Below are 18,202 nucleotides of genomic sequence, written 5' to 3' on the forward strand. Positions count from 1 at the left end.
GCAGCGCGACCCAGGAACTGACGATGAGCTACGCAAACAACGATGAAGTCCGTGGGGTACTGATACAGGCCGGTACCGAGCGCGTATTGCTGCCCAACGCGACGGTGGCGGAAATGATGTCCCGCGTTGCGGTCGAGCCGATTGCCAATACCCCCGGGTGGCTGGTCGGGCAGATCGCGTGGCATGGCTGGAGCGTGCCGTTGCTGTCCTATGCCGGGCTCAGTGGCCATGGCAATGAAATGGTGACCAGCAACAACAAGGTGGTGGTGCTCAAGGCGCTGGGTGGTAACCCGGACCTGCCGTACTTCGCCCTGCTGACCCAGTCCTTCCCGCAGCTGATCGCGGTACCCCGCGACGGCCTGCTGGCCGACGCATCGGAAGAAAGCCTGCCGGTAGGCGTGCACATGCGCGTACTGCTGGGCGAACAAAGCGCGCTGTTGCCGGACCTGGATGCGGTCGAAAGCGCGGTCATCCTCGCCCTGGCAGAAGCCGTAGCCTGACCTGGTTGTGCGGTAGTGCCGAGCCATGCTCGGCAGACGCTTTCCCGCCCGAGCATTGTAGGAGCGGCGTGAGCCGCGAAGCTCGCGTCACATCAGATTGCAGACGGGCCGGTGATTTCGGCAGTGTCAGCTTCGCGGCTGACGCCGCTCCTGCAAAAGCCGACACTGGACGCCCCAGCCGAGCATGGCTCGGCGCTACAGGTCGCCCAGCCGCGCCTGCAGGGCCGCGATTGCGGCCAGGCCGGCGGTCTCCGTGCGCAGGATGCGCGGGCCCAGCTGCAGGCCCTGGAAGCCCGCCTCGCTCAGTTGCTGGCGATCGCGCGGCGACCAGCCACCTTCCGGGCCAATCGCGATCACAACTCCGTTTGCCGGTGCGTCAGGCAGCGAGGCCAAGCGGTGTTCGCCCAGTGGGTCCAGGGTCAGGCGCAGGGTCTGCTCGGGCAGTGCCGCAGCGGCCGCGGCCAGCGCCTGCGGGCTGCCAATGGATGGAATCCGCGCGCGCCCGGATTGACCGCAGGCCGAACCCACCACGTTGCGCCAGTGAGCGATGCGCTTCTCGGCCCGTGCCGCGTCCAGCTTGACCTCGGTACGCTCGGCATTGACCGGAATGATGCGGCTGACTCCAAGCTCGGTGGCCTTCTGCAGGATCAGGTCCATCTTCTCGCCGCGCGCGATGCCCTGCAGCAGGGTGATCGCCAGCGGTGATTCGTTGTCGATGGCCTGGGCACTGTCGATGTGTACCTGTACCTCGCGCTTGCTGATCGCGCTGAGGGTGGCTGCGTAGTCGTTGCCATCGCCGTTGAACAGGATGCAGCCTTCGCCCTCGCGCAGGCGCATCACCCGTACCAGATGATTGGCCACGTCCTCCGGCAGGGACAGGGTCTGGCCGACGGCAAGTGGCAGTTCGATCGGGCTACGGGTAAGGCGCATGGGAGTTCTCGCAAAGGCGGTGCCACATGGGGAGCGGCTGGGTCTGCTAGCATTTCAACGTCATGAAAACGTATCTGCCAATGCGCATTCTATCGGTCTACCGTCGTTTTGCCCGGAGTGGCGCATGAGTCGCCGCCTGCCACAGATCCACAACGTGGTCGAAGAACACATCGGTCCCTTCCGCCAGCAGCAACTGGATCTGGAGTTTTCCAACGGCGAGCGCCGGCATTTCCAGCGGCTGGTCAGCGGCGGCCACGGCGCTGTCGTGGTGGTGCCGATGCTCGATGAAGAGACCGTGCTGCTGGTGCGTGAATACGCCGCCGGCCTGCATCGCTACGAGCTGGGCCTGGTCAAGGGGCGCATCGATGAAGGTGAAACGCCGATCGAAGCGGCCGACCGCGAACTCAAGGAGGAGGCCGGTTATGGCGCGCGCAAGCTGGATGCGCTGCGCAGCCTGACCTTGGCACCTACTTATATGAGTCATCAGTCCACCCTGGTGCTGGCACGCGACCTGTATCCGCAGCGTTTGCCCGGCGACGAGCCCGAGGAACTGGAAGTGGTGCCGTGGAAGCTGGCCGAGCTGGACCAGCTGATGCTGCGCGAGGATTTCTCCGAGGGACGCTCGCTGGCAGCCCTGTTCATTGCCCGTGAGTGGCTGCGAGGTGGCGCATGAACGCAGTAGTTGATGACGTGCTGCGCGAAGGCGTGCTGGATATCGCCCAGCGCGCAGGCGCGGCGATCATGCAGGTCTATGCCAGCGGTTTCGATATCGAGCAGAAGGCCGACGATAGTCCGGTCACCACGGCCGACCTGGCCGCCCATCGGCTGATCGTTGCAGGCCTGTCGCAGCTCACCCCGGATATCCCGGTGCTGTCCGAAGAATCCGCGCAGTTGCCTTGGGAGACGCGTCGGCAGTGGCAGCGCTATTGGCTGGTGGACCCGCTGGACGGCACCCGCGAGTTCATCAAGCGCAATGGCGAATTCAGCGTCAATATCGCGCTGATCGAAGATGGCGTGTCGGTGTTTGGGGTGGTGCAGGCCCCGGTGACCGAGGTTATCTGGCATGCACAGCGCGGTGGCCAGGCCTGGCGCCGCAACGGTGAGCAGCAGGATGCGATCAATACGCGGGTGCCACCGGCATCGCCGCTGCGGGTCGCCGCCAGCCGCTCACATGCCAGTGCCCGTACGGCCACCTTGTTGGCGCGGATGGGCGAGATCGAGCTTGTCGCGCAGGGTTCCTCGCTGAAGTTCTGCCGCATCGCCGAAGGGACGCTGGATGTGTACCCGCGCCTTGGGCCAACCAGTGAATGGGATACCGCCGCCGGTCAATGCGTTCTGGAGGCAGCAGGCGGTGCCGTGTTGGCGGCCGATGACGGCGTGCCGTTTGCCTACAACCAACGCCCGCGTCTGCTCAATGGCGACTTCGTCGCCCTGGGTGATGCCTCGTTGCCGTGGCAGGAGTGGGTGGCCGGGCTTTGACGCCCAGCCACTGGCTGCCTGCAGTGAACTTCAAACGCCGGCAATTGCCGGCGTATTCGTAACAAAGGTGATGCGCGCATGTCCGAACTGACCGATATCCAGACCCTGTTGCAGATCATGGCGCGCCTGCGCGATCCCAATGGCGGATGCCCGTGGGACCTGGAACAGGACTTCGCCAGCATCGCGCCGTATACGGTGGAGGAGGCTTACGAAGTGGCCGACGCCATCGACCGCAACGATCTGCCGGACCTGAAGGACGAGCTCGGCGATCTGCTGCTGCAGGTGGTATTCCACGCGCAGATGGCCAGCGAGCAGGGGGCCTTCGATTTCGGTGATGTGGTGGCCTCGATCAGCAACAAGATGATCCGCCGCCACCCGCATATCTTTGCCGACACCGAAGTCAGTGATTCCGACGAAGTATTGGCCAACTGGGACGAGATCAAACGCAGCGAACGCGCCGCCAAGGGCGAGCAGGATGGGTCGGCATTGGCCGGTATTTCGCGTGGACTGCCGGAGTGGCTGCGCGCCACCAAGCTGCAGTCGCGTGCGGCCCGTACCGGCTTCGATTGGCCCGACGCGGTGCCGGTGCTGGACAAGCTGCGCGAGGAAATCGACGAAGTGCAGGCCGAGTTCGCGCTTGCCGCCACAGGCATGGACAACCACACCCGCCTGCAGGAAGAACTGGGCGATGTGTTGTTTGTCTGCGCCAATCTTGCCCGCCACGCCAAGGTCGATAGCGGCACCGCCCTGCGTCATGCCAACCACAAGTTCGAACGCCGCTTCCGCGCGATGGAAGCGCTGGCGGTTGCGCAGGGAAACGCAATGTCGCAGCTTGACCTGCAGCAGCAGGAGGCACTGTGGCAGCAGGTGAAGCAGCAGGAAAAGGACGCGGCGAAGTGAAAACCCTCGCCCTGTTCCTGCTGACCGCATTGGCCGAGATCGTCGGCTGCTACCTGCCGTGGCTATGGCTGCGGCAGCAGGGCAGTCCGTGGCTGCTGTTGCCGGCTGCCGCCAGCCTTGCCTTGTTTGCATGGCTGCTGACCCTGCATCCGGCCGCCAGTGGGCGTGTCTATGCCGCCTACGGTGGTGTCTATGTCTGCATGGCACTGCTGTGGCTGTGGCTGGTGGACTCGGTCAAGCCCACCCGCTGGGACCTGCTCGGCGGCGGTCTCTGCCTGCTTGGCATGGCGGTGATCATGTTCGCCCCACGCAGCAACTGAAACGCCTATGCTGGGCGCATCCTGTCCTGGGTGCCGGCCATGTCGCGTTTCAGCAGCTTCCGCCAGTTCTATCCGTTCTACCTGGGCGAACACAGCAACGTCGTCAGTCGCCGCCTGCATTTCATCGGCAGCTGCGGCGTGCTGCTCTGTGTCGCGATGCTGCTGTGGAGCGGCCAGCTGCGCTGGCTGTGGTTCGCGCTGCTATGCGGCTACGGGTTTGCCTGGGTTGGGCACTTCTTCTTCGAGAAGAACCGGCCGGCGACCTTTCGCCACCCCTTCTATTCATTTGCCGGTGACTGGGTGATGTTCGTCGACATCCTGCGCGGGCGGGTGCGCCTGTAAGCACCTGACCGGTTGTGTCCGAAGCTGTCGCTATACTCGGCACATCAATCAGCACAAGGAATGGTCTCATGGGCGGCGGAGCAGGGTTGTTGGCGTTGGTGGTCGTGGTGGCCGGCATCATCGTGCTGTTCAAGACGGTGCGGATGGTGCCGCAGGGTTACGAATGGACGGTGGAACGCTTCGGCAAGTACACGCATACGATGAGCCCCGGCCTGCACTTCCTGATCCCGATTGTTTACGGCGTCGGCCGCAAGGTAAACATGATGGAGCAGGTGCTGGACGTTCCCAGCCAGGACGTCATCACCAAGGACAATGCGGTGGTGCGGGTGGATGGGGTGGTGTTCTTCCAGGTGCTGGATGCGGCCAAGGCGGCCTATGAAGTGGCCAACCTGGAAGTGGCGATGATCGCCCTGGTGCAGACCAATATCCGTACCGTGATCGGCTCGATGGACCTGGATGAATCGCTGAGCCAGCGAGAGACCATCAATGCCAAGCTGCTCAACGTGGTCGACCATGCCACCAATCCGTGGGGCGTCAAGGTCACCCGCATCGAGATCAAGGACATCCAGCCGCCGGCCAACCTGGTGCAGTCGATGCAGCAGCAGAAGATGGCCGAGCAGAACAAGCGTGCAGCGGTGCTGGAGGCCGAAGGTATCCGCCAGTCGGAGATCCTGCGCGCCGAAGGCCAGAAGCAGTCGGCGGTACTGGAGGCCGAAGGCCGCAAGGAAGCCGCGTTCCGCGATGCCGAGGCGCGCGAGCGCCTGGCCGAGGCCGAGGCCAAGGCGACCGCGATGGTGTCCGACGCGATTGCCAACGGCAGCGTGCAGGCAATCAATTACTTCATCGCGCAGAAGTACGTGGAAGCCTTCAGTGAACTGGCCAACTCGCCCAACCAGAAGTTGGTGCTGATGCCGATGGAGGCGACCGGTGTGATCAGCTCCATTGCCGGTATCTCGGAACTGGCCAAGGAAGCTTTCGCCAAGCAGGGCGAAACCAAGCAGCCTGCACGCGGCAACCCGCCGCCGCTGGGGCGCTGAGCCATGCGCTGGGAAGTGGTGATCTGGGCGGCGCTGGCGGTGACCTTGTTCGCCGCCGAGGCGCTGGCGCCGGGCGCCTTCATGCTGTGGATGGGCATCGCTGCAGCGGCGGTGTTCCTCACCGTCTGGGCAATCGACGGCATGAGCGTGCTGCTGCAGGTGATCCTGTTCGTGGTGCTGAGCTTTGTCTCGATCCAGGTCTATCGCACCTGGTTCCGGCAGCGTGCACGGCCCAGCGACCAGCCGTTGCTCAACCGCCGCGCCGAGCAGTTGATCGGGCGGGTGGTGACGCTGGAGCAGGCGATCAGCGCCGGTGTCGGCCGGGCCAAGGTGGACGATGCGTTCTGGGTGGTAGCCGGTCCCGATCTGCCGCAGGGCAGTACGGTGCGGGTAGTGGCCGTGGATGGCATGACGCTGAAGGTACAGCCAGTCTGAATACCGCTGCGGTACTGCCGTTGTGGCAGTGCCGCAGGTTTTAAAAGTAACCATCTGGGATAATGGCGGTCCCCTTAGTGTGGAACGGCCATGACCCTGAAGACTTTGCTCAACGAAACCCACCGCTCACTCGGCGCCAAGATGGTCGACTTCGGAGGTTGGGACATGCCGATCCACTACGGCTCGCAGATCGACGAGCACAACCTGGTCCGCACCGCTGCCGGCATGTTCGACGTCAGCCACATGACCGTGGTCGACCTGAAGGGGGCGCGCACCCGCGAGTTCCTGCGCCAGCTGCTGGCCAACTCCATCGACAAGATCAAGGTCCGCGGCAAGGCCCTGTACTCGTGCATGCTCAATGCGCAGGGCGGGGTGATCGACGACCTGATCGTCTACTTCCTGGCCGAAGACATGTTCCGCATGGTGGTCAACGCCTCCACCCGCGAGAAGGACCTGGCCTGGATCCGTCAGCACGCCGAAGCCTTCGGTGTCGAGGTGGTCGAACGCGAAGACCTGGCCATCGTCGCCGTGCAGGGACCGCAGGCGCGTGCGCTGGTCGCCGGGCTGGTAGCGGAGTCGGATCGTGCCGCGCTGGACAAGCTCGGCCGCTTCGCTGCACTGACCGTTAGCTCCATCGACGGCGTTGAGCTGTTCGTCGCACGCACCGGTTACACCGGCGAAGACGGCTACGAAGTGTTGCTGCCGCAGGGCGCGGTCGTCGCGTTCTGGAATGCGCTGTTGGCTGCTGGTGTGAAGCCGGCCGGCCTGGGTGCGCGCGACACACTGCGGCTGGAAGCCGGCATGAATCTGTACGGCCAGGACATGGACGAAGCCATCACTCCGTACGAGGCGGCGCTGGCCTGGACCGTGGCGCTGGATGATCTGGCCGATGGCACGCCGCGCGCGTTCACCGGTCGCGCCGTGCTGGAAGCGCAGAAGGCCGCCGGCAACGCGCGCCAGATGATCGGCCTGGTGATGGACGAGAAGGGCGTGCTGCGTCACGGCCAGAAGGTGCTCACCGCCAATGGCGAAGGCGAGATCCTGTCCGGCACCTTCTCGCCGACGCTGGGCAAGGCGATTGCCTTCGCCCGCGTGCCGGCTGGCGCGCCGGGTGATGTGCGGGTGGACATCCGCGGCAAGGAAGTGCCGGTGCGCATCGTCAAGTTCCCGTTCGTGCGTGACGGCCAGCCGCAGGCCGGCATCAATCTTTGACCTGTAGGACCGCGCCGGAAGCGACCTCGCTTCCGGTTCGTTAAACTAGCGCTTCATCCCGACCACCGTTTTTCCGGAGTAGTTCCATGAGCGAGATCCCTGGCGACCTCAAGTTCCTCAAGTCCCACGAGTGGGCACGTGTCGAAGGCAGCAACCGCGTTACCGTCGGTATTTCCGATCATGCCCAGGGCTTGCTGGGTGACCTGGTCTACGTCGAACTGCCGGCTGTCGGTGACAGCGTGCAGGCCGGCGTTGGCGCAGCGGTGGTCGAGTCGGTGAAGGCTGCTTCCGACGTCTACAGCCCGGTGTCCGGCACCGTTGTCGAAGTCAACGAAGCGGTGACCGACAAGCCGGAAACCATCAACGAAGATGCTTACGGCGACGGCTGGCTGTACGTGGTGGAGCTGTCCGATCCGGATCAGTTGAATGACCTGCTTGGCCCGGACGACTACGCCGAGATGTTGGAGAACGAGGACCACTGAGTCCTGTCGTGATCCGAAAAGCGGCCGCTACCAGCGGCCGTTTTTTTTATGCCGGTGTCAGCATCACGTGATGATCGGTAGTGATGAGCGGCTGGTGTTGACGCGTTGAAGCCGATGCCGAGGGACGCGAAGTGGTTCTGATCGGTGTCGCTGCGGACTGCGAAGTGGTCCAAAAAGTTTGCGCAAAATGATCCGTCGCGCAGCTAAAGCGTTGCCGTCGGCAAACTTTTTTTCGGGTGCTGGAAGTGGTCGGCGACGACTGTTGGTCGCATGTCTTGAGATGCCGTTGGTGTACTGCCAATGCAGCAGCGTGTTGGCGGCGTCGAAACGAATAGTGCACTTTTACCGATGTTTTTTTACTTTGTGTTTTTTTTGAAGCACGCATGCATGGCGACGACGGGTGCACATCGTGGGCTGTGGCGGCGGGCGGCCGGGCGCGGAAGGCTGAAGGCTTCCGAAAAATATTTTGCAAAGATGGTTGACAGTAAAAAAAACCGTGATTAGGTTTCGCCCAGCAGACCTTTCCTGCGGAAGCGAGTGAGCCGGATCAACATTCAGACGCGAAGCACAACTTGGACGTCCGCCAGGATTCTCTTGATGGTGGAGCAGGACTCGCTTCCTTCCGCGAAACACCCCCCCTGATTTCTATCTGGCACCTGCAGCGGGACCCGTTGTGGGTGTTTCTGTATCCGTAACGATGCGCTAGACGCGTCGTCGGTCCTCCGCCGAACACCGCGGATTTGCTTCAACTGGGCATTTCAATTCCATAGATCACTGACGAGGAACAAACCATGGCTACGAAGAAAGCAGCTAAAAAGCCGGCCGCCAAGAAGGCGGTAAAGAAAGTCGCCAAGAAGGCTGCCGTGAAGAAGGTTGCCAAGAAGGCAACCGCCAAGAAGGCAGTGAAGAAGGTCGCCAAGAAGGCTGTTGCCAAGAAGACCGTGAAGAAGGCAGCCGCCAAGAAGACCGTCAAGAAGGCAGCAGCCAAGAAGACCGTCAAGAAGGCAGCAGCCAAGAAGACCGTCAAGAAGGCCGTAAAGAAGGTTGCCAAGAAGGCAACTGCCAAGAAAGCCGCCAAGAAAGTAGCTAAGAAGGCCGTAAAGAAGGTTGCCAAGAAGGCAACTGCCAAGAAAGCCGTCAAGAAAGTAGCAAAGAAGGCCGTCAAGAAGGTTGCCAAGAAGGCAGCTGCCAAGAAGGTCGTAAAGAAGACTGCAAAGAAGGTTGCCGCCAAGAAGCCGGCCGCCAAGAAGGTTGCTGCGAAGAAGAAGCCGGCCGCTCGCAAGAAGAAGGCCGCTCCGGTTGCGCTGCCGGCTACCCCGGCGCCGCTGATCTGATCCAGCTCCACTAGCAATACCTGAAACTCCTTCCCCGACTGCCCAGCGGGGAGGGAGTTTTTTTTATGGGCGCCTTTTGGAGTGGCGAGGCAGTGGATGTCGGAGCGGCGTCAGCCGCGAAACCGGCTACACATCCGAGGAGCCGAGCCCTCCCTTTGCCGCAGGCAAGGGGAGGGTTGGGAGGGGTGCTTTTGATTTGCGGGTGATGCCTCTGCCGAGCATGGCTCGGCACTACCGGTGCGGTGAACCTTGCCGACCAACCAATCGGCGCGGAGGAACCGAGCCCTCCCTTTGCCGTAGGCAAGGGGAGGGTTGGGAGGGGTGCTTTAGGTTTGCTGGTAAAGCCTCTGCCGAGCGTGGCTCGGCACTACACGTGCGGTGAACCTTGCCGACCAACCAATCGGCGCGGAGGAACCGAGCCCTCCCTTTGCCGTAGGCAAGGGGAGGGTTGGGAGGAGTGCTTTTGATTTGCGGATGAAGCCCCTGCCGAGCATGGCTCGGCACTACACGTGCGGTGAACCGGGCCTACCAACCAATCGACGCCGAGGAACCGAGCCCTCCCTTTGCCGTAGGCAAGGGGAGGGTTGGGAGGAGTGCTTTTGATTTGCGGATGAAGCCCCTGCCGAGCATGGCTCGGCACTACCGGTGCGGTGAAACTCGTCGACCAACCAATCGACGCCGAGGAACCGAGTCCTCCCTTTGCCGCAGGCAAGGGGAGGGTTGGGAGGGGGGCTTTTGATTTGTGCGGGTGAAGCCCTGCCGGGCATGGCTCGGCACTACAGGTGGCACCGGCCTTTGTAGGAGCGGCGTCAGCCGCGAAGCTGACGGTGCATCCGATCTACCGGCGCTGGCTCCTACCCAAGGCGGCGCTACCGAGCAAAGAAAAAGGCGGCCATTGGCCGCCTTTCGGGTACTGCTGGAGATCGCAACGCAGCTCAGCGCGGCGATGCCACCGCACGATCGGAAGACGCGCCCTTCTTGCCGCCGCGCGCCGGAGCCGCATCCTCGGCCATCAGGTTGTCGCTGCCGAAATCGGTGTCCACGTCCAGCCAGCGCTGCGCCGGCAGGCCGATGGCGCGATCGAGGATGGTCGGCATCATGCCGCTGGGCAGGCTGCTTTCGCCGTTCCACATGATGGCGATGCCAAGGTCACGTTCCGGCAGCAGCGCGACCAGGCCGCGATAGCCCTGCACTGCACCGGCGTGGAAGACCACCTGGTGGCCGGAGTAGTCGAACACGCGCCAACCCAGTGCATAGCCAGCCGAATCCAGGCGCTGGTGACGCCAGCCAGAGCGCATTTCACCCGGCGTGTTCACCAGCGGCGCATGCAACGTTGCCAGCAACGGTGCCGGCAATACATCCGGACGGTGGCCGGTATGCGCCAGCAGCCATTGCGCCATGTCGCTGGCACTGGCGTTGACGCCGGCAGCCGGTGCGACGCGGTAGTAGGTGGGCTTGGGCGTCAGCGACACCCAGCCGTTGCGGCTGCGCACGTGCGGGCGTGCCCAGCGCGAGCTGGCCTGGATGCCTGCCAGGCCGAGGCTGGCATCGTTCATGCCCAACGGCTTGAGGATGCGCTTCTCAACGGCCTGCTCGTAGAAGCTGCCCGAGGCCGCAAACACCACATCGCCGACCAGGCTGAAGGCGACGTTCTGGTAGGAGTAGCAATCACCGGGGGAGCACTTGAGCGGCGCGCTGGCCAGCTTCTGGGTCAGCGTGTAGTAGTCGGCATTGGCCTCGACATCGCGGTCATAGGCATTGCTGGTGAGGCCGACGCGCTGGCTCAGTACATCGGCAACGGTGAGCTTGTCGGTGGCTTCGGGCGTGGCCAGGCGGAAACCGGGAACGTAATCGGTGACCTTGCTGTCCCAGCGCAGGGTGCCATCGTTGACCAGCAGGCCGGCCATGGTGCCGGCGAAGGCCTTGGACAACGACGCCAGGCGGAACACGGTGTGCGCGTCCACTTCCTGCGGATTGCTGATGTCGGTGACGCCATAGCCACGTGCCGACAGCACGCGGCCGTTCTGGACGATGGCCATCGCCATGCCGGGAACGCGGTTGCCGTAGGTCAGCTGTTCGGCCAGCGACTCGATGGCGGCGACATTGAAGTCGGCCGGCAGTGGTTGCACCTGGTCTGGGCGCAGCGCGGTGCGATATGGCATCGGCTGCGTCGGCGATTGTGCGGGCGCGTTCTCCAGGTTCACCGGCAACGCCACGGCAGCCGATGCTTCGGCGGGCAGGGCGGTGGGAGTGGGAGTCTGCGCGGTAGACGACAATGCAAAGGGCATCAACACCCCCAGCAATCCCGATGCCACCGGACGAATGTGCCGGCGCTTGCTCTTGTCTTTCATCGTGATCGGTGCCTGTAAGCTACTGCTGTGGGCGATTCTAGCGCCGCTTTTCATCAATGCACAAACGGGGAGAGAATGAATGGGCATCGCGTTGATATTGCTGATCTTTCTTGTGGTGGCTGTCGCAGTTGTGGCGGTGGGTGTGGGGATCTACAACGGGCTGGTGCGGGCCCGTAACAGCTACAGGAATGCGTTTGCGCAGATCGACGTGCAGCTGCAGCGGCGTTTTGACCTGATTCCCAACCTGGTGGAGACCGCCAAGGCCTACATGGGCCATGAGCGGCAGACCCTGGAAGCGGTGATCGCGGCGCGCAGCGCGGCGCAGTCAGGTTTGGCCGCAGCCAAGGCCGATCCGGGCGACCCGGCGGCAATGGCGCAACTGGCGGCCTCGCAGGGGCAGTTGAATGGTGTGCTGGGCAGGCTGATGGCGGTGGCCGAGGCCTACCCCGAGTTGAAGGCCAACCAGAACATGCTGCAGCTCAGTGAGGAGCTGTCCAGCACCGAGAACAAGGTGGCGTTCGCGCGGCAGGCGTACAACGATGCGGTGATGGGCTACAACAACCGCCGCGAGACCTTCCCGGCCAATGTATTCGCCGACATGTTCAATTTCGCCACGGCCGCACTGCTGGATATCCCGCTGGAGAAGCGCGAGCAGGTGCGCGAGGCGCCCAAGGTGCAGTTCTGAACCTGGCGCAGGTGTAACAGGGGCGCGGGATGAATTTCTTCGAACACCAGGCCCAGGCGCGGCGCAACTCAGGCCGGCTGGTGCTGCTGTTTGCACTGGCGGTGCTGGCCATCGTGCTGATGGTGGACGCACTGGTGTGGTTGGGCACCGGCAGCATGCGCGGCGTGCTGTGGAGCAGCGTGTTGACGGTGGCGGTGATCGGGCTGGCATCGCTGTACCGGATCAGCTCCCTGCGCGGTGGCGGCGAGGTGGTGGCCGTGCAGATGGGCGGCACGGAAGTGCCTGCCGATACCCGCGATCCGGCACTGCGGCGGTTGCGCAACGTGGTGGAGGAGATCGCCATTGCCTCCGGCGTGCCGATGCCGCGCCTGTATGTGTTGGAGCAGGAAGCAGGCATCAACGCCTTCGCCGCGGGCTATTCGCCCGCCGATGCGGCCATCGCGGTTACCCGCGGCACCTTGCAGCGGCTCAACCGCGATGAGCTGCAAGGCGTCATCGCGCATGAGTTCAGCCACATCCTCAACGGCGACATGCGCTTGAACATCTGCCTGATGGGCGTGCTGTTCGGCATCCTGATGCTCAGCGTGATCGGCAAGCGTGTGTTGCTGCATATGGGCGGCGGTACCCGTGCGCGCTTCGGCCGCAGCGTCGGGCCGGTATTCCTGCTGATGCTGGTTGGCTTGGCTGGCATCGCCATCGGCAGCATCGGCGTGCTGTTCGGGCGGCTGATCAAGGCGGCGGTATCGCGCCAGCGCGAGATACTTGCCGATGCTTCGGCAGTGCAGTTCACCCGCCAGACGCAAGGCCTTGCCGGCGCCTTGAAGAAGATCGGCGGGCTCGACGACGGCTCGCGCCTGGCCGACCGTGCCAGTGCCGAGGAAGTCAGCCATATGTTGTTCGGCGAAGGCCTGCGTCTGTCCAGCTGGTTCGCCACCCATCCGCCGCTGGTTGCGCGCATCCAGCGGCTGGAGCCATCGTTCCGCGCGGAGCAGCTGCAGACACTGCGAGGCAACTGGTCCAGCGCACCGCCGGACGGACTGGCCGAAGACCGTGTGCTGGGCCTGGCAGCGCGCGATGCGCCCAACGTGGATGCGGTGATGCTGCCGTTGCCTGGAATGCAGCAGATTCCGGTGGATCCGACGCTGGTTGCCGCACAGGTGGCGACGCCTGCCGATGACGACTACCGGCAGGCGATACGGCTGGCGGGCAGTCTGCCAGCGCCGTTGCGCCGCTTGGCCGCTGACCGTGGCGCGTCGCAGCCGTTGTTGCTTGCGATGTTGCTGGACGAAGATGCCACGGTCGCTGCGCGCCAGCGCACTGCAGTGAGCGAACAACTGGGCGAGTTGATGGCCGACAGCGTACAGAACATTGCGGCTGGGCCTTTGCGTGAGCTGCACGCGGCGCTGAAGCTGCCGCTGGCAGCCTTGGCATTCCCGACCCTGCGCAGCCTGCCGCGCCCGCAGTTGACTGCATTCATGCGCTGCATCGATGTCCTGACCCACGCGGATGGGCGGATCTCCCTGTTCGAGTACTGCCTGTCGCGCTTGCTGCTGGTGCAGGTGCAGGCAGCCTTGGATCCATCGCGTCACCTGCATTTCGGCCGCCGCAAAGCCACTGGCGTGCAGCGTGAATTCGCCACCCTGCTGTCTGTGGTGGCGCGCGCCGGCAACCCAGGCGACGAGGCTGCTGCGCGTCACGCCTACCTGGCCGGCCTGCAGCGCATCCTGCCGCAGGATCATCTGCCATATGCGCCGCCGGCGAATGGGGTGCTGGCCCTGGATGCGGTGTGGGCACCGCTGGATTCGATGGACCCGCTGGCCAAGCAGCTGCTGGTGGAAGCGGTGACTGCGACCGTCAGCCACAACCAGCGCGTCAATGTTGCCGAAGCTGAGTTGCTTAGGACCATCTGCGCCACCTTGCATTGCCCCTTGCCAGCGATGCTGCAGGTGGTCTGACAAGCGCGTAGCCCGGGTAAGCGCAGCGCACCCGGGACTGTTGGCGGACGGCTGGAATGACTTGTGAACCTTGCCCCCGGGTGCGCTGCGCTTACCCGGGCTACCTTATTGCGGCTGCTGAACCTTGCTGCCGATCAGGTTTGCTTTTGCGTGTCTTCGCCTGCGATCAGAAACTCCCGCAAATTTTCCGACTGAAGCACCGGGCCTCACCCCAGAATCAACCCCGCCGCCCGCTCCGCAATCATGATGGTCGGCGCATTGGTATTGCCGCTCACCAGGGTCGGCATCACCGAGGCATCGATCACCCGCAATCCGTCGATGCCGCGCACCCGCAGCTGCGGATCGACCACCGCCGCGTCGTCGCTGCCCATGCGGCAGGTGCCGATCGGGTGGTAGATGGTCTCGGCCTTGGCGCGGATGAAGGCTTCCAGGCCGGCATCGTCTAGGTGCTCATCGGCGGGGAACAGCGGCGCCTTGCGCCACGGCGCGAACGCGGCCTGCTGCAGGATGTCGCGGCTCAGGCGCGCGGCCTCGATCATCATCTTCAGATCGAAGCCTTCGGCATCGCTCAGGTAATTGGCCTGGATGCGCGCGGGTGCGGCTGGGTCAGCGCTGGCCAGGCTGATCCGGCCACGGCTGCGCGGATGCAGGTAGCAGGCGTGCAGGGTGTAGCCGTCGCCGGGCAGGCGATTGCGGCCGTGGTTGTCCAGCATCGCCGGGACGAAATGGAACTGGATATCGGCGCGCTCGTCCGGTGCGAAACGCGAGCGCACGAAGCCGCCGGCTTCGGCCACATTGCTGGTGCCCGCGCCCCGATGGCCACGCAGGAAGTAGTTGAGCCCGATCATGATCTCGCTGGCGCGGTCGTAGCTGACGCCCGGCACGCTGCGGTACAGCGTGCAGATATCCAGGTGATCCTGCAGGTTGGCACCGACGCCCGGTTGGTCGAGCTGGACGTCGATGCTCTGCGCGCGTAGCGCATCGGCGGGGCCGATGCCGGACAGCATCAACAGTTGCGGCGAGTTGATCGCCCCGGCGCTGAGCAGCACTTCAGCGGCAGCACGGTAGTGCTGGCGCTGGCTGCCGACGCGCAGGTGCACGCCGGTAACGCGCCCAGCGTCGATCTGCAGCCGTTCCACCAGCGCGCCGGTGATCACCTGCAGATTGCTGCGCGAACGCACTGGGGCGAGATAGGCGGCCGCTGAAGAACAACGTGCGCCGTCCTTTTGCGTTACCTGATAAAGCCCAACGCCTTCGTGCTGGACGCCGTTGAAGTCGGTGTTAAGGCTGTAGCCGGCCTGTTGCCCGGCTTCGATGAAGGCGTGGCTGAGTGGATTGACATGGCGCAGGTCGGCCACCTGCAGGGGACCATCGGTACTGTGCAGCGTATCGGCGCCACGCGCATTGCCTTCGCTGTGACGGAACCAAGGCAGCACGCTGTCCCAGTTCCAGCCGCTGGCACCGGCCGCTGCCCAGCGGTCGTAGTCGCCGGGCACGCCGCGCACATAGCACATGGCATTGATCGAGCTGGAGCCGCCCAGCACCTTGCCGCGCGGCCACCACAGGCGGCGGTTGCCCAGCGCGGGCTCCGGCTCGGTGTCGTAGCTCCAGTTCACGCGGCGGTTGTTGACCAGTCGGGCGATGCCCGCCGGCATATGAATGAAGGGGTGCCAGTCGCGCGGCCCGGCTTCGATCAGCAGCACACGGAGCTGTGGGTCGGCACTGAGCCGGTTGGCCAGTACGCAGCCGGCCGAACCGGCGCCGACGATGATGTAGTCGAATTCCTTTGCAGCTTCGCTCACACGCTTCTCCCTCCCGAGTCACTCAGGATAGAACGGCGCGTTGTACCGGAGTAAGCCCTGCCGCACTGGCGATGTTGCAGTGCATTAGATAACGTACGCGCTCTGCCGAGTCCCACCGGAGTTCCCCGATGCCGCCGTCCTCTTGCCACCCGCTGCGCCGGGGTGCCGCATGACCGTTCCGCGCGGACCCGGTGCAGTGCATCGACTGATGCTGGCACTGCGTGGCTCGCCACCGCTGTGGTGGTCGTTCCTGTACTTCTTCTGCCTGCTCAGCGGCTACTACGTGCTGCGCCCGGTGCGTGAGGCGATGGCGGCCTCGGCGGACATGGAGGCCCTGTTCCCGCCCGGGTTGATCGCCTGGTTCGCGGCCCATGGCATGCCGCTGAAGGACTTCACCCTGCAGTTCCTGTTCTCCTGTGTGTTCCTGATCATGCTGGTGCTGCAGCCGCTGTACGGTTGGCTGGTCAGCCGCTATCCGCGACGGGTGTTCCTGCCGCTGGTGTATGGCTTCTTCATCTTCACCCTGTTCGTGTTCTACGCGATGTTCAGCGGCAACATCCCGGGCCGGGGCATGGCGTTCTTCTTCTGGATCACCGTCTTCAACCTGTTCGCGGTGGCGGTGTTCTGGAGCTTCATGGCCGACGTGTTCTCCAACGTGCAGGCGCGTGCGTTCTACGGCTACATCGGCGCGGCCGGCACAGTGGGCGCATTCCTCGGGCCGATCATCACCAGCTCATTGGTGCAACGGGTCGGCATCGCCAACTTGATGCTGGTCTCGGCCGGTTTCCTGTCGATCTGCCTGTTCTGCATCTGGAAGTTGCGGCCGTGGGCGGTGCAGCGCGAACGCGAACAGCAATTGGCCGATGGCGAGCAACCGATGGGCGGCAGCGTGTTCGACGGGCTGAAGCTGATCGCGCGTGAGCCGCTGCTGCGCTGGTTGGCCCTGATGGTGATATTCGGGGTCGGCGTTGGGACCATGCTGTACAACGAGCAGGCGGCGATCGTACGGCGCATGATCACCGATCCAGCGGCCAGCACCGCGTTCTATTCGCGCATCGACCTGGCGGTGAATGCCTTGACCCTGATCATCCAGCTGGGCCTGACCCGCTGGTTGCTGTCGCGCTACGGAGTGGCGCCGGCGCTGTTGATTCCGGGATTCGCGATCATCGTCGGCTTCTCGATCGCGGCAGCGTCACCGTTGCCAGTGATGGTGGCGGTGATCCAGGTGCTGACCCGCGCCAGCGAATTCTCATTGGGCAAACCTGCCCGCGAGACGATCTATACGCGGGTAGACCGGCAATGGCGCTACAAGGCCGGTGCGGCAATCGATACCGTTGTTTACCGCGGCGCCGACCTGACCTTCGCCTGGGTGCACAAGGGCTTGTCCCTGTTTGGTTCTCAGGCGGTGTTCGTCGGCGGTGCCGCAGTGGCGGTGTTCATGACGCTGTCGGCGCTGGGTGTCTTGCGCGAAGAGAAGAAGCTGCCGCAGGATCGTTGAGTGATTACCCTGCGGCGGGTTACCGCCGTGCTGCGAGGATGAGATGACGATGAGCGTATTGGGCGTGGGTGCGATGGTGATGACGCTGCTGGTGGCGGCGCTGCATGTGTACTTCCTGGTACTGGAGATGTTCCTGTGGACCAAGCCACAGGGCCTGAAGACCTTCCGCAACACACCGGAAAAGGCACAGGCGACGCGGGTGCTGGCGGCGAACCAGGGCCTGTACAACGGCTTCCTCGCTGCCGGCATCATCACCGGGCTGGTGCTGGCGCAGCCGGTGCTGGTGACCTTCTCGCTGGTCTGCGTGGTAGTGGCCGGTGCCTATGGCGCGTACAGCGTCAGCCCGCGCATCTTCTACGTGCAGGCCGTACCCGCAATCGTCGCGTTGCTGCTACGCGCGCTGTAGTGCCGAGCCATGCTCGGCAGGGGCATTGCCCGTAGAGCCCGTGCCGGGCATTGCCCGGCGCTACGGTTGGGTTGGCTTGTAACGCCCCTGCCGAGCATGGCTCGGCACTACAGGGCATCGCTTTGGATCAGTGGCTGATGTAGCGCGCGAATCCCAGCCACAACGGGATTGCGTACAGCACCGCACCGAGCACGAACAAGGCGGTCAGCAGGTGCACGCGCCAGTCATTGATGCGCAGGAAAACGAATTGCTCGATGGCGCGGCCCAGCCAGAACACGGCCATGAACGCCAACACCACGTGCCCCAGCCGGGTATCGAGCAGTTCGCGGGTGAACGCCAGTGACAGCACTGCCATTCCCACAAACACATAGATCAGGCGCAGGTTGAGGATCTGCATGATCGCGCGGTTGGCTGCGCTGAGCTTTGCCAGCTCGTGCTTCCAGCCGAACAAGCGCCAGAACGCGAGGTGGAACAGGGCAAAGCCCAGACAGTGCAGTCCGCCAAGACGCAGCATCCATTCCGCGGTCTGCATGC

At 64.0% G+C, this 18,202-nt stretch carries 20 protein-coding genes; 16 read left to right on the top strand and 4 right to left on the bottom strand.

Going from position 1 to position 18,202, the window contains the following annotated elements; genetic code table 11:
• Positions 1 to 23: 23 nt before the first annotated feature.
• The gene (locus AC13FW_RS09875) at positions 24 to 500 is read left to right on the top strand and encodes a chemotaxis protein CheW (protein WP_282271128.1); all 477 of its coding nucleotides are present in this window, start codon (positions 24 to 26) and stop codon (positions 498 to 500) included.
• Positions 501 to 695: 195 nt separating this feature from the next.
• Here the strand turns inward: AC13FW_RS09875 and AC13FW_RS09880 are convergent, their stop codons facing one another.
• Positions 696 to 1,430: a 16S rRNA (uracil(1498)-N(3))-methyltransferase gene (locus AC13FW_RS09880; RefSeq protein ID WP_482988933.1), complete on the bottom strand. Its 735-nt coding sequence runs from the start codon at positions 1,428 to 1,430 to the stop codon at positions 696 to 698.
• Positions 1,431 to 1,554: 124 nt separating this feature from the next.
• On the opposite strand from AC13FW_RS09880, the gene nudE reads away from it, so the two are divergent.
• From nudE to AC13FW_RS09935, 11 genes are all read left to right on the top strand, one after another.
• Positions 1,555 to 2,103: an ADP compounds hydrolase NudE gene (nudE, locus tag AC13FW_RS09885; RefSeq protein ID WP_296252621.1), complete on the top strand. Its 549-nt coding sequence runs from the start codon at positions 1,555 to 1,557 to the stop codon at positions 2,101 to 2,103.
• Complete coding sequence (cysQ, locus tag AC13FW_RS09890; RefSeq protein ID WP_482988934.1) at positions 2,100 to 2,909, top strand: 3'(2'),5'-bisphosphate nucleotidase CysQ; 810 nt, start codon at positions 2,100 to 2,102, stop codon at positions 2,907 to 2,909. Before nudE ends, cysQ begins: the two co-directional genes overlap by 4 nt.
• 78 nt (positions 2,910 to 2,987) lie before the next feature.
• A complete protein-coding gene (mazG, locus tag AC13FW_RS09895; protein ID WP_482988935.1) occupies positions 2,988 to 3,809 on the top strand; it encodes a nucleoside triphosphate pyrophosphohydrolase in 822 nt (273 codons plus the stop codon).
• Complete coding sequence (locus AC13FW_RS09900; RefSeq protein ID WP_296252628.1) at positions 3,806 to 4,129, top strand: YnfA family protein; 324 nt, start codon at positions 3,806 to 3,808, stop codon at positions 4,127 to 4,129. Before mazG ends, AC13FW_RS09900 begins: the two co-directional genes overlap by 4 nt.
• 39 nt (positions 4,130 to 4,168) lie before the next feature.
• The gene (locus tag AC13FW_RS09905) at positions 4,169 to 4,471 is read left to right on the top strand and encodes an Mpo1-like protein (RefSeq protein ID WP_296252631.1); all 303 of its coding nucleotides are present in this window, start codon (positions 4,169 to 4,171) and stop codon (positions 4,469 to 4,471) included.
• A gap of 68 nt (positions 4,472 to 4,539) precedes the next feature.
• Entirely contained in the window at positions 4,540 to 5,508 is a 969-nt protein-coding gene (locus AC13FW_RS09910; protein WP_296252634.1) for an SPFH domain-containing protein, read from the top strand.
• A gap of 3 nt (positions 5,509 to 5,511) precedes the next feature.
• Positions 5,512 to 5,943: an NfeD family protein gene (locus AC13FW_RS09915; RefSeq protein WP_282270620.1), complete on the top strand. Its 432-nt coding sequence runs from the start codon at positions 5,512 to 5,514 to the stop codon at positions 5,941 to 5,943.
• 90 nt (positions 5,944 to 6,033) lie between these two features.
• A complete protein-coding gene (gene gcvT / locus AC13FW_RS09920; RefSeq protein WP_482988936.1) occupies positions 6,034 to 7,155 on the top strand; it encodes a glycine cleavage system aminomethyltransferase GcvT in 1,122 nt (373 codons plus the stop codon).
• A gap of 86 nt (positions 7,156 to 7,241) precedes the next feature.
• Positions 7,242 to 7,637 carry a glycine cleavage system protein GcvH gene (gcvH, locus tag AC13FW_RS09925; RefSeq protein ID WP_282270622.1) on the top strand — a complete coding sequence of 132 codons (396 nt, stop codon included), beginning with the start codon at positions 7,242 to 7,244 and terminating at the stop codon, positions 7,635 to 7,637.
• Positions 7,638 to 7,937: 300 nt separating this feature from the next.
• Complete coding sequence (locus AC13FW_RS09930; RefSeq protein WP_482988937.1) at positions 7,938 to 8,141, top strand: hypothetical protein; 204 nt, start codon at positions 7,938 to 7,940, stop codon at positions 8,139 to 8,141.
• Positions 8,142 to 8,428: 287 nt separating this feature from the next.
• Positions 8,429 to 8,971: a hypothetical protein gene (locus tag AC13FW_RS09935; RefSeq protein WP_303747130.1), complete on the top strand. Its 543-nt coding sequence runs from the start codon at positions 8,429 to 8,431 to the stop codon at positions 8,969 to 8,971.
• Between the two features lie 935 nt (positions 8,972 to 9,906).
• Here the strand turns inward: AC13FW_RS09935 and AC13FW_RS09940 are convergent.
• On the bottom strand, positions 9,907 to 11,322 hold the full coding sequence (locus AC13FW_RS09940) for a serine hydrolase domain-containing protein (RefSeq protein ID WP_482988938.1): 1,416 nt from the start codon (positions 11,320 to 11,322) through the stop codon (positions 9,907 to 9,909).
• 79 nt (positions 11,323 to 11,401) lie between these two features.
• Between AC13FW_RS09940 and AC13FW_RS09945 the strand changes: the two genes are divergently transcribed.
• Both AC13FW_RS09945 and AC13FW_RS09950 read left to right on the top strand, forming a co-directional pair.
• Entirely contained in the window at positions 11,402 to 12,007 is a 606-nt protein-coding gene (locus AC13FW_RS09945; RefSeq protein ID WP_482988939.1) for a LemA family protein, read from the top strand.
• Between the two features lie 29 nt (positions 12,008 to 12,036).
• A complete protein-coding gene (locus AC13FW_RS09950; RefSeq protein ID WP_482988940.1) occupies positions 12,037 to 13,962 on the top strand; it encodes a M48 family metallopeptidase in 1,926 nt (641 codons plus the stop codon).
• 206 nt (positions 13,963 to 14,168) lie between these two features.
• Here AC13FW_RS09950 and AC13FW_RS09955 read toward each other — a convergent pair whose 3' ends face one another.
• The gene (locus tag AC13FW_RS09955) at positions 14,169 to 15,764 is read right to left on the bottom strand and encodes a GMC family oxidoreductase (protein WP_482988941.1); all 1,596 of its coding nucleotides are present in this window, start codon (positions 15,762 to 15,764) and stop codon (positions 14,169 to 14,171) included.
• Positions 15,765 to 15,933: 169 nt separating this feature from the next.
• Here AC13FW_RS09955 and AC13FW_RS09960 point away from each other — a divergent pair, with 169 nt between their 5' ends.
• Together AC13FW_RS09960 and AC13FW_RS09965 are read left to right on the top strand one after the other, a co-directional pair.
• Positions 15,934 to 17,262 (top strand): NTP/NDP exchange transporter, encoded by a 1,329-nt coding sequence (locus AC13FW_RS09960; RefSeq protein WP_482988942.1) that lies wholly within the window; start codon positions 15,934 to 15,936, stop codon positions 17,260 to 17,262.
• Positions 17,263 to 17,311: 49 nt separating this feature from the next.
• Positions 17,312 to 17,668: a DUF1304 domain-containing protein gene (locus AC13FW_RS09965; RefSeq protein ID WP_482988943.1), complete on the top strand. Its 357-nt coding sequence runs from the start codon at positions 17,312 to 17,314 to the stop codon at positions 17,666 to 17,668.
• A 127-nt stretch (positions 17,669 to 17,795) separates the two neighbouring features.
• Here the strand turns inward: AC13FW_RS09965 and AC13FW_RS09970 are convergent, their stop codons facing one another.
• A complete protein-coding gene (locus AC13FW_RS09970; RefSeq protein WP_482988944.1) occupies positions 17,796 to 18,200 on the bottom strand; it encodes a hypothetical protein in 405 nt (134 codons plus the stop codon).
• Positions 18,201 to 18,202: the final 2 nt, after the last annotated feature.

It is taken from the genome of Stenotrophomonas sp. 21LCFQ19 (assembly GCF_056861425.1).

What these genes read in the sequence shown, in the direction of transcription:
- AC13FW_RS09875 (WP_282271128.1), top strand. Translation starts at nt 24, where the DNA reads ATGAGCTACGCAAACAACGATGAAGTCCGTGGGGTACTGATACAGGCC.
- AC13FW_RS09880 (WP_482988933.1), bottom strand. Translation starts at nt 1,430, where the DNA reads ATGCGCCTTACCCGTAGCCCGATCGAACTGCCACTTGCCGTCGGCCAG.
- nudE (WP_296252621.1), top strand. Translation starts at nt 1,555, where the DNA reads ATGAGTCGCCGCCTGCCACAGATCCACAACGTGGTCGAAGAACACATC.
- cysQ (WP_482988934.1), top strand. Translation starts at nt 2,100, where the DNA reads ATGAACGCAGTAGTTGATGACGTGCTGCGCGAAGGCGTGCTGGATATC.
- mazG (WP_482988935.1), top strand. Translation starts at nt 2,988, where the DNA reads ATGTCCGAACTGACCGATATCCAGACCCTGTTGCAGATCATGGCGCGC.
- AC13FW_RS09905 (WP_296252631.1), top strand. Translation starts at nt 4,169, where the DNA reads ATGTCGCGTTTCAGCAGCTTCCGCCAGTTCTATCCGTTCTACCTGGGC.
- AC13FW_RS09910 (WP_296252634.1), top strand. Translation starts at nt 4,540, where the DNA reads ATGGGCGGCGGAGCAGGGTTGTTGGCGTTGGTGGTCGTGGTGGCCGGC.
- AC13FW_RS09915 (WP_282270620.1), top strand. Translation starts at nt 5,512, where the DNA reads ATGCGCTGGGAAGTGGTGATCTGGGCGGCGCTGGCGGTGACCTTGTTC.
- gcvT (WP_482988936.1), top strand. Translation starts at nt 6,034, where the DNA reads ATGACCCTGAAGACTTTGCTCAACGAAACCCACCGCTCACTCGGCGCC.
- gcvH (WP_282270622.1), top strand. Translation starts at nt 7,242, where the DNA reads ATGAGCGAGATCCCTGGCGACCTCAAGTTCCTCAAGTCCCACGAGTGG.
- AC13FW_RS09930 (WP_482988937.1), top strand. Translation starts at nt 7,938, where the DNA reads ATGCAGCAGCGTGTTGGCGGCGTCGAAACGAATAGTGCACTTTTACCG.
- AC13FW_RS09935 (WP_303747130.1), top strand. Translation starts at nt 8,429, where the DNA reads ATGGCTACGAAGAAAGCAGCTAAAAAGCCGGCCGCCAAGAAGGCGGTA.
- AC13FW_RS09940 (WP_482988938.1), bottom strand. Translation starts at nt 11,322, where the DNA reads ATGAAAGACAAGAGCAAGCGCCGGCACATTCGTCCGGTGGCATCGGGA.
- AC13FW_RS09945 (WP_482988939.1), top strand. Translation starts at nt 11,402, where the DNA reads ATGGGCATCGCGTTGATATTGCTGATCTTTCTTGTGGTGGCTGTCGCA.
- AC13FW_RS09950 (WP_482988940.1), top strand. Translation starts at nt 12,037, where the DNA reads ATGAATTTCTTCGAACACCAGGCCCAGGCGCGGCGCAACTCAGGCCGG.
- AC13FW_RS09960 (WP_482988942.1), top strand. Translation starts at nt 15,934, where the DNA reads ATGACCGTTCCGCGCGGACCCGGTGCAGTGCATCGACTGATGCTGGCA.
- AC13FW_RS09965 (WP_482988943.1), top strand. Translation starts at nt 17,312, where the DNA reads ATGAGCGTATTGGGCGTGGGTGCGATGGTGATGACGCTGCTGGTGGCG.
- AC13FW_RS09970 (WP_482988944.1), bottom strand. Translation starts at nt 18,200, where the DNA reads ATGCAGACCGCGGAATGGATGCTGCGTCTTGGCGGACTGCACTGTCTG.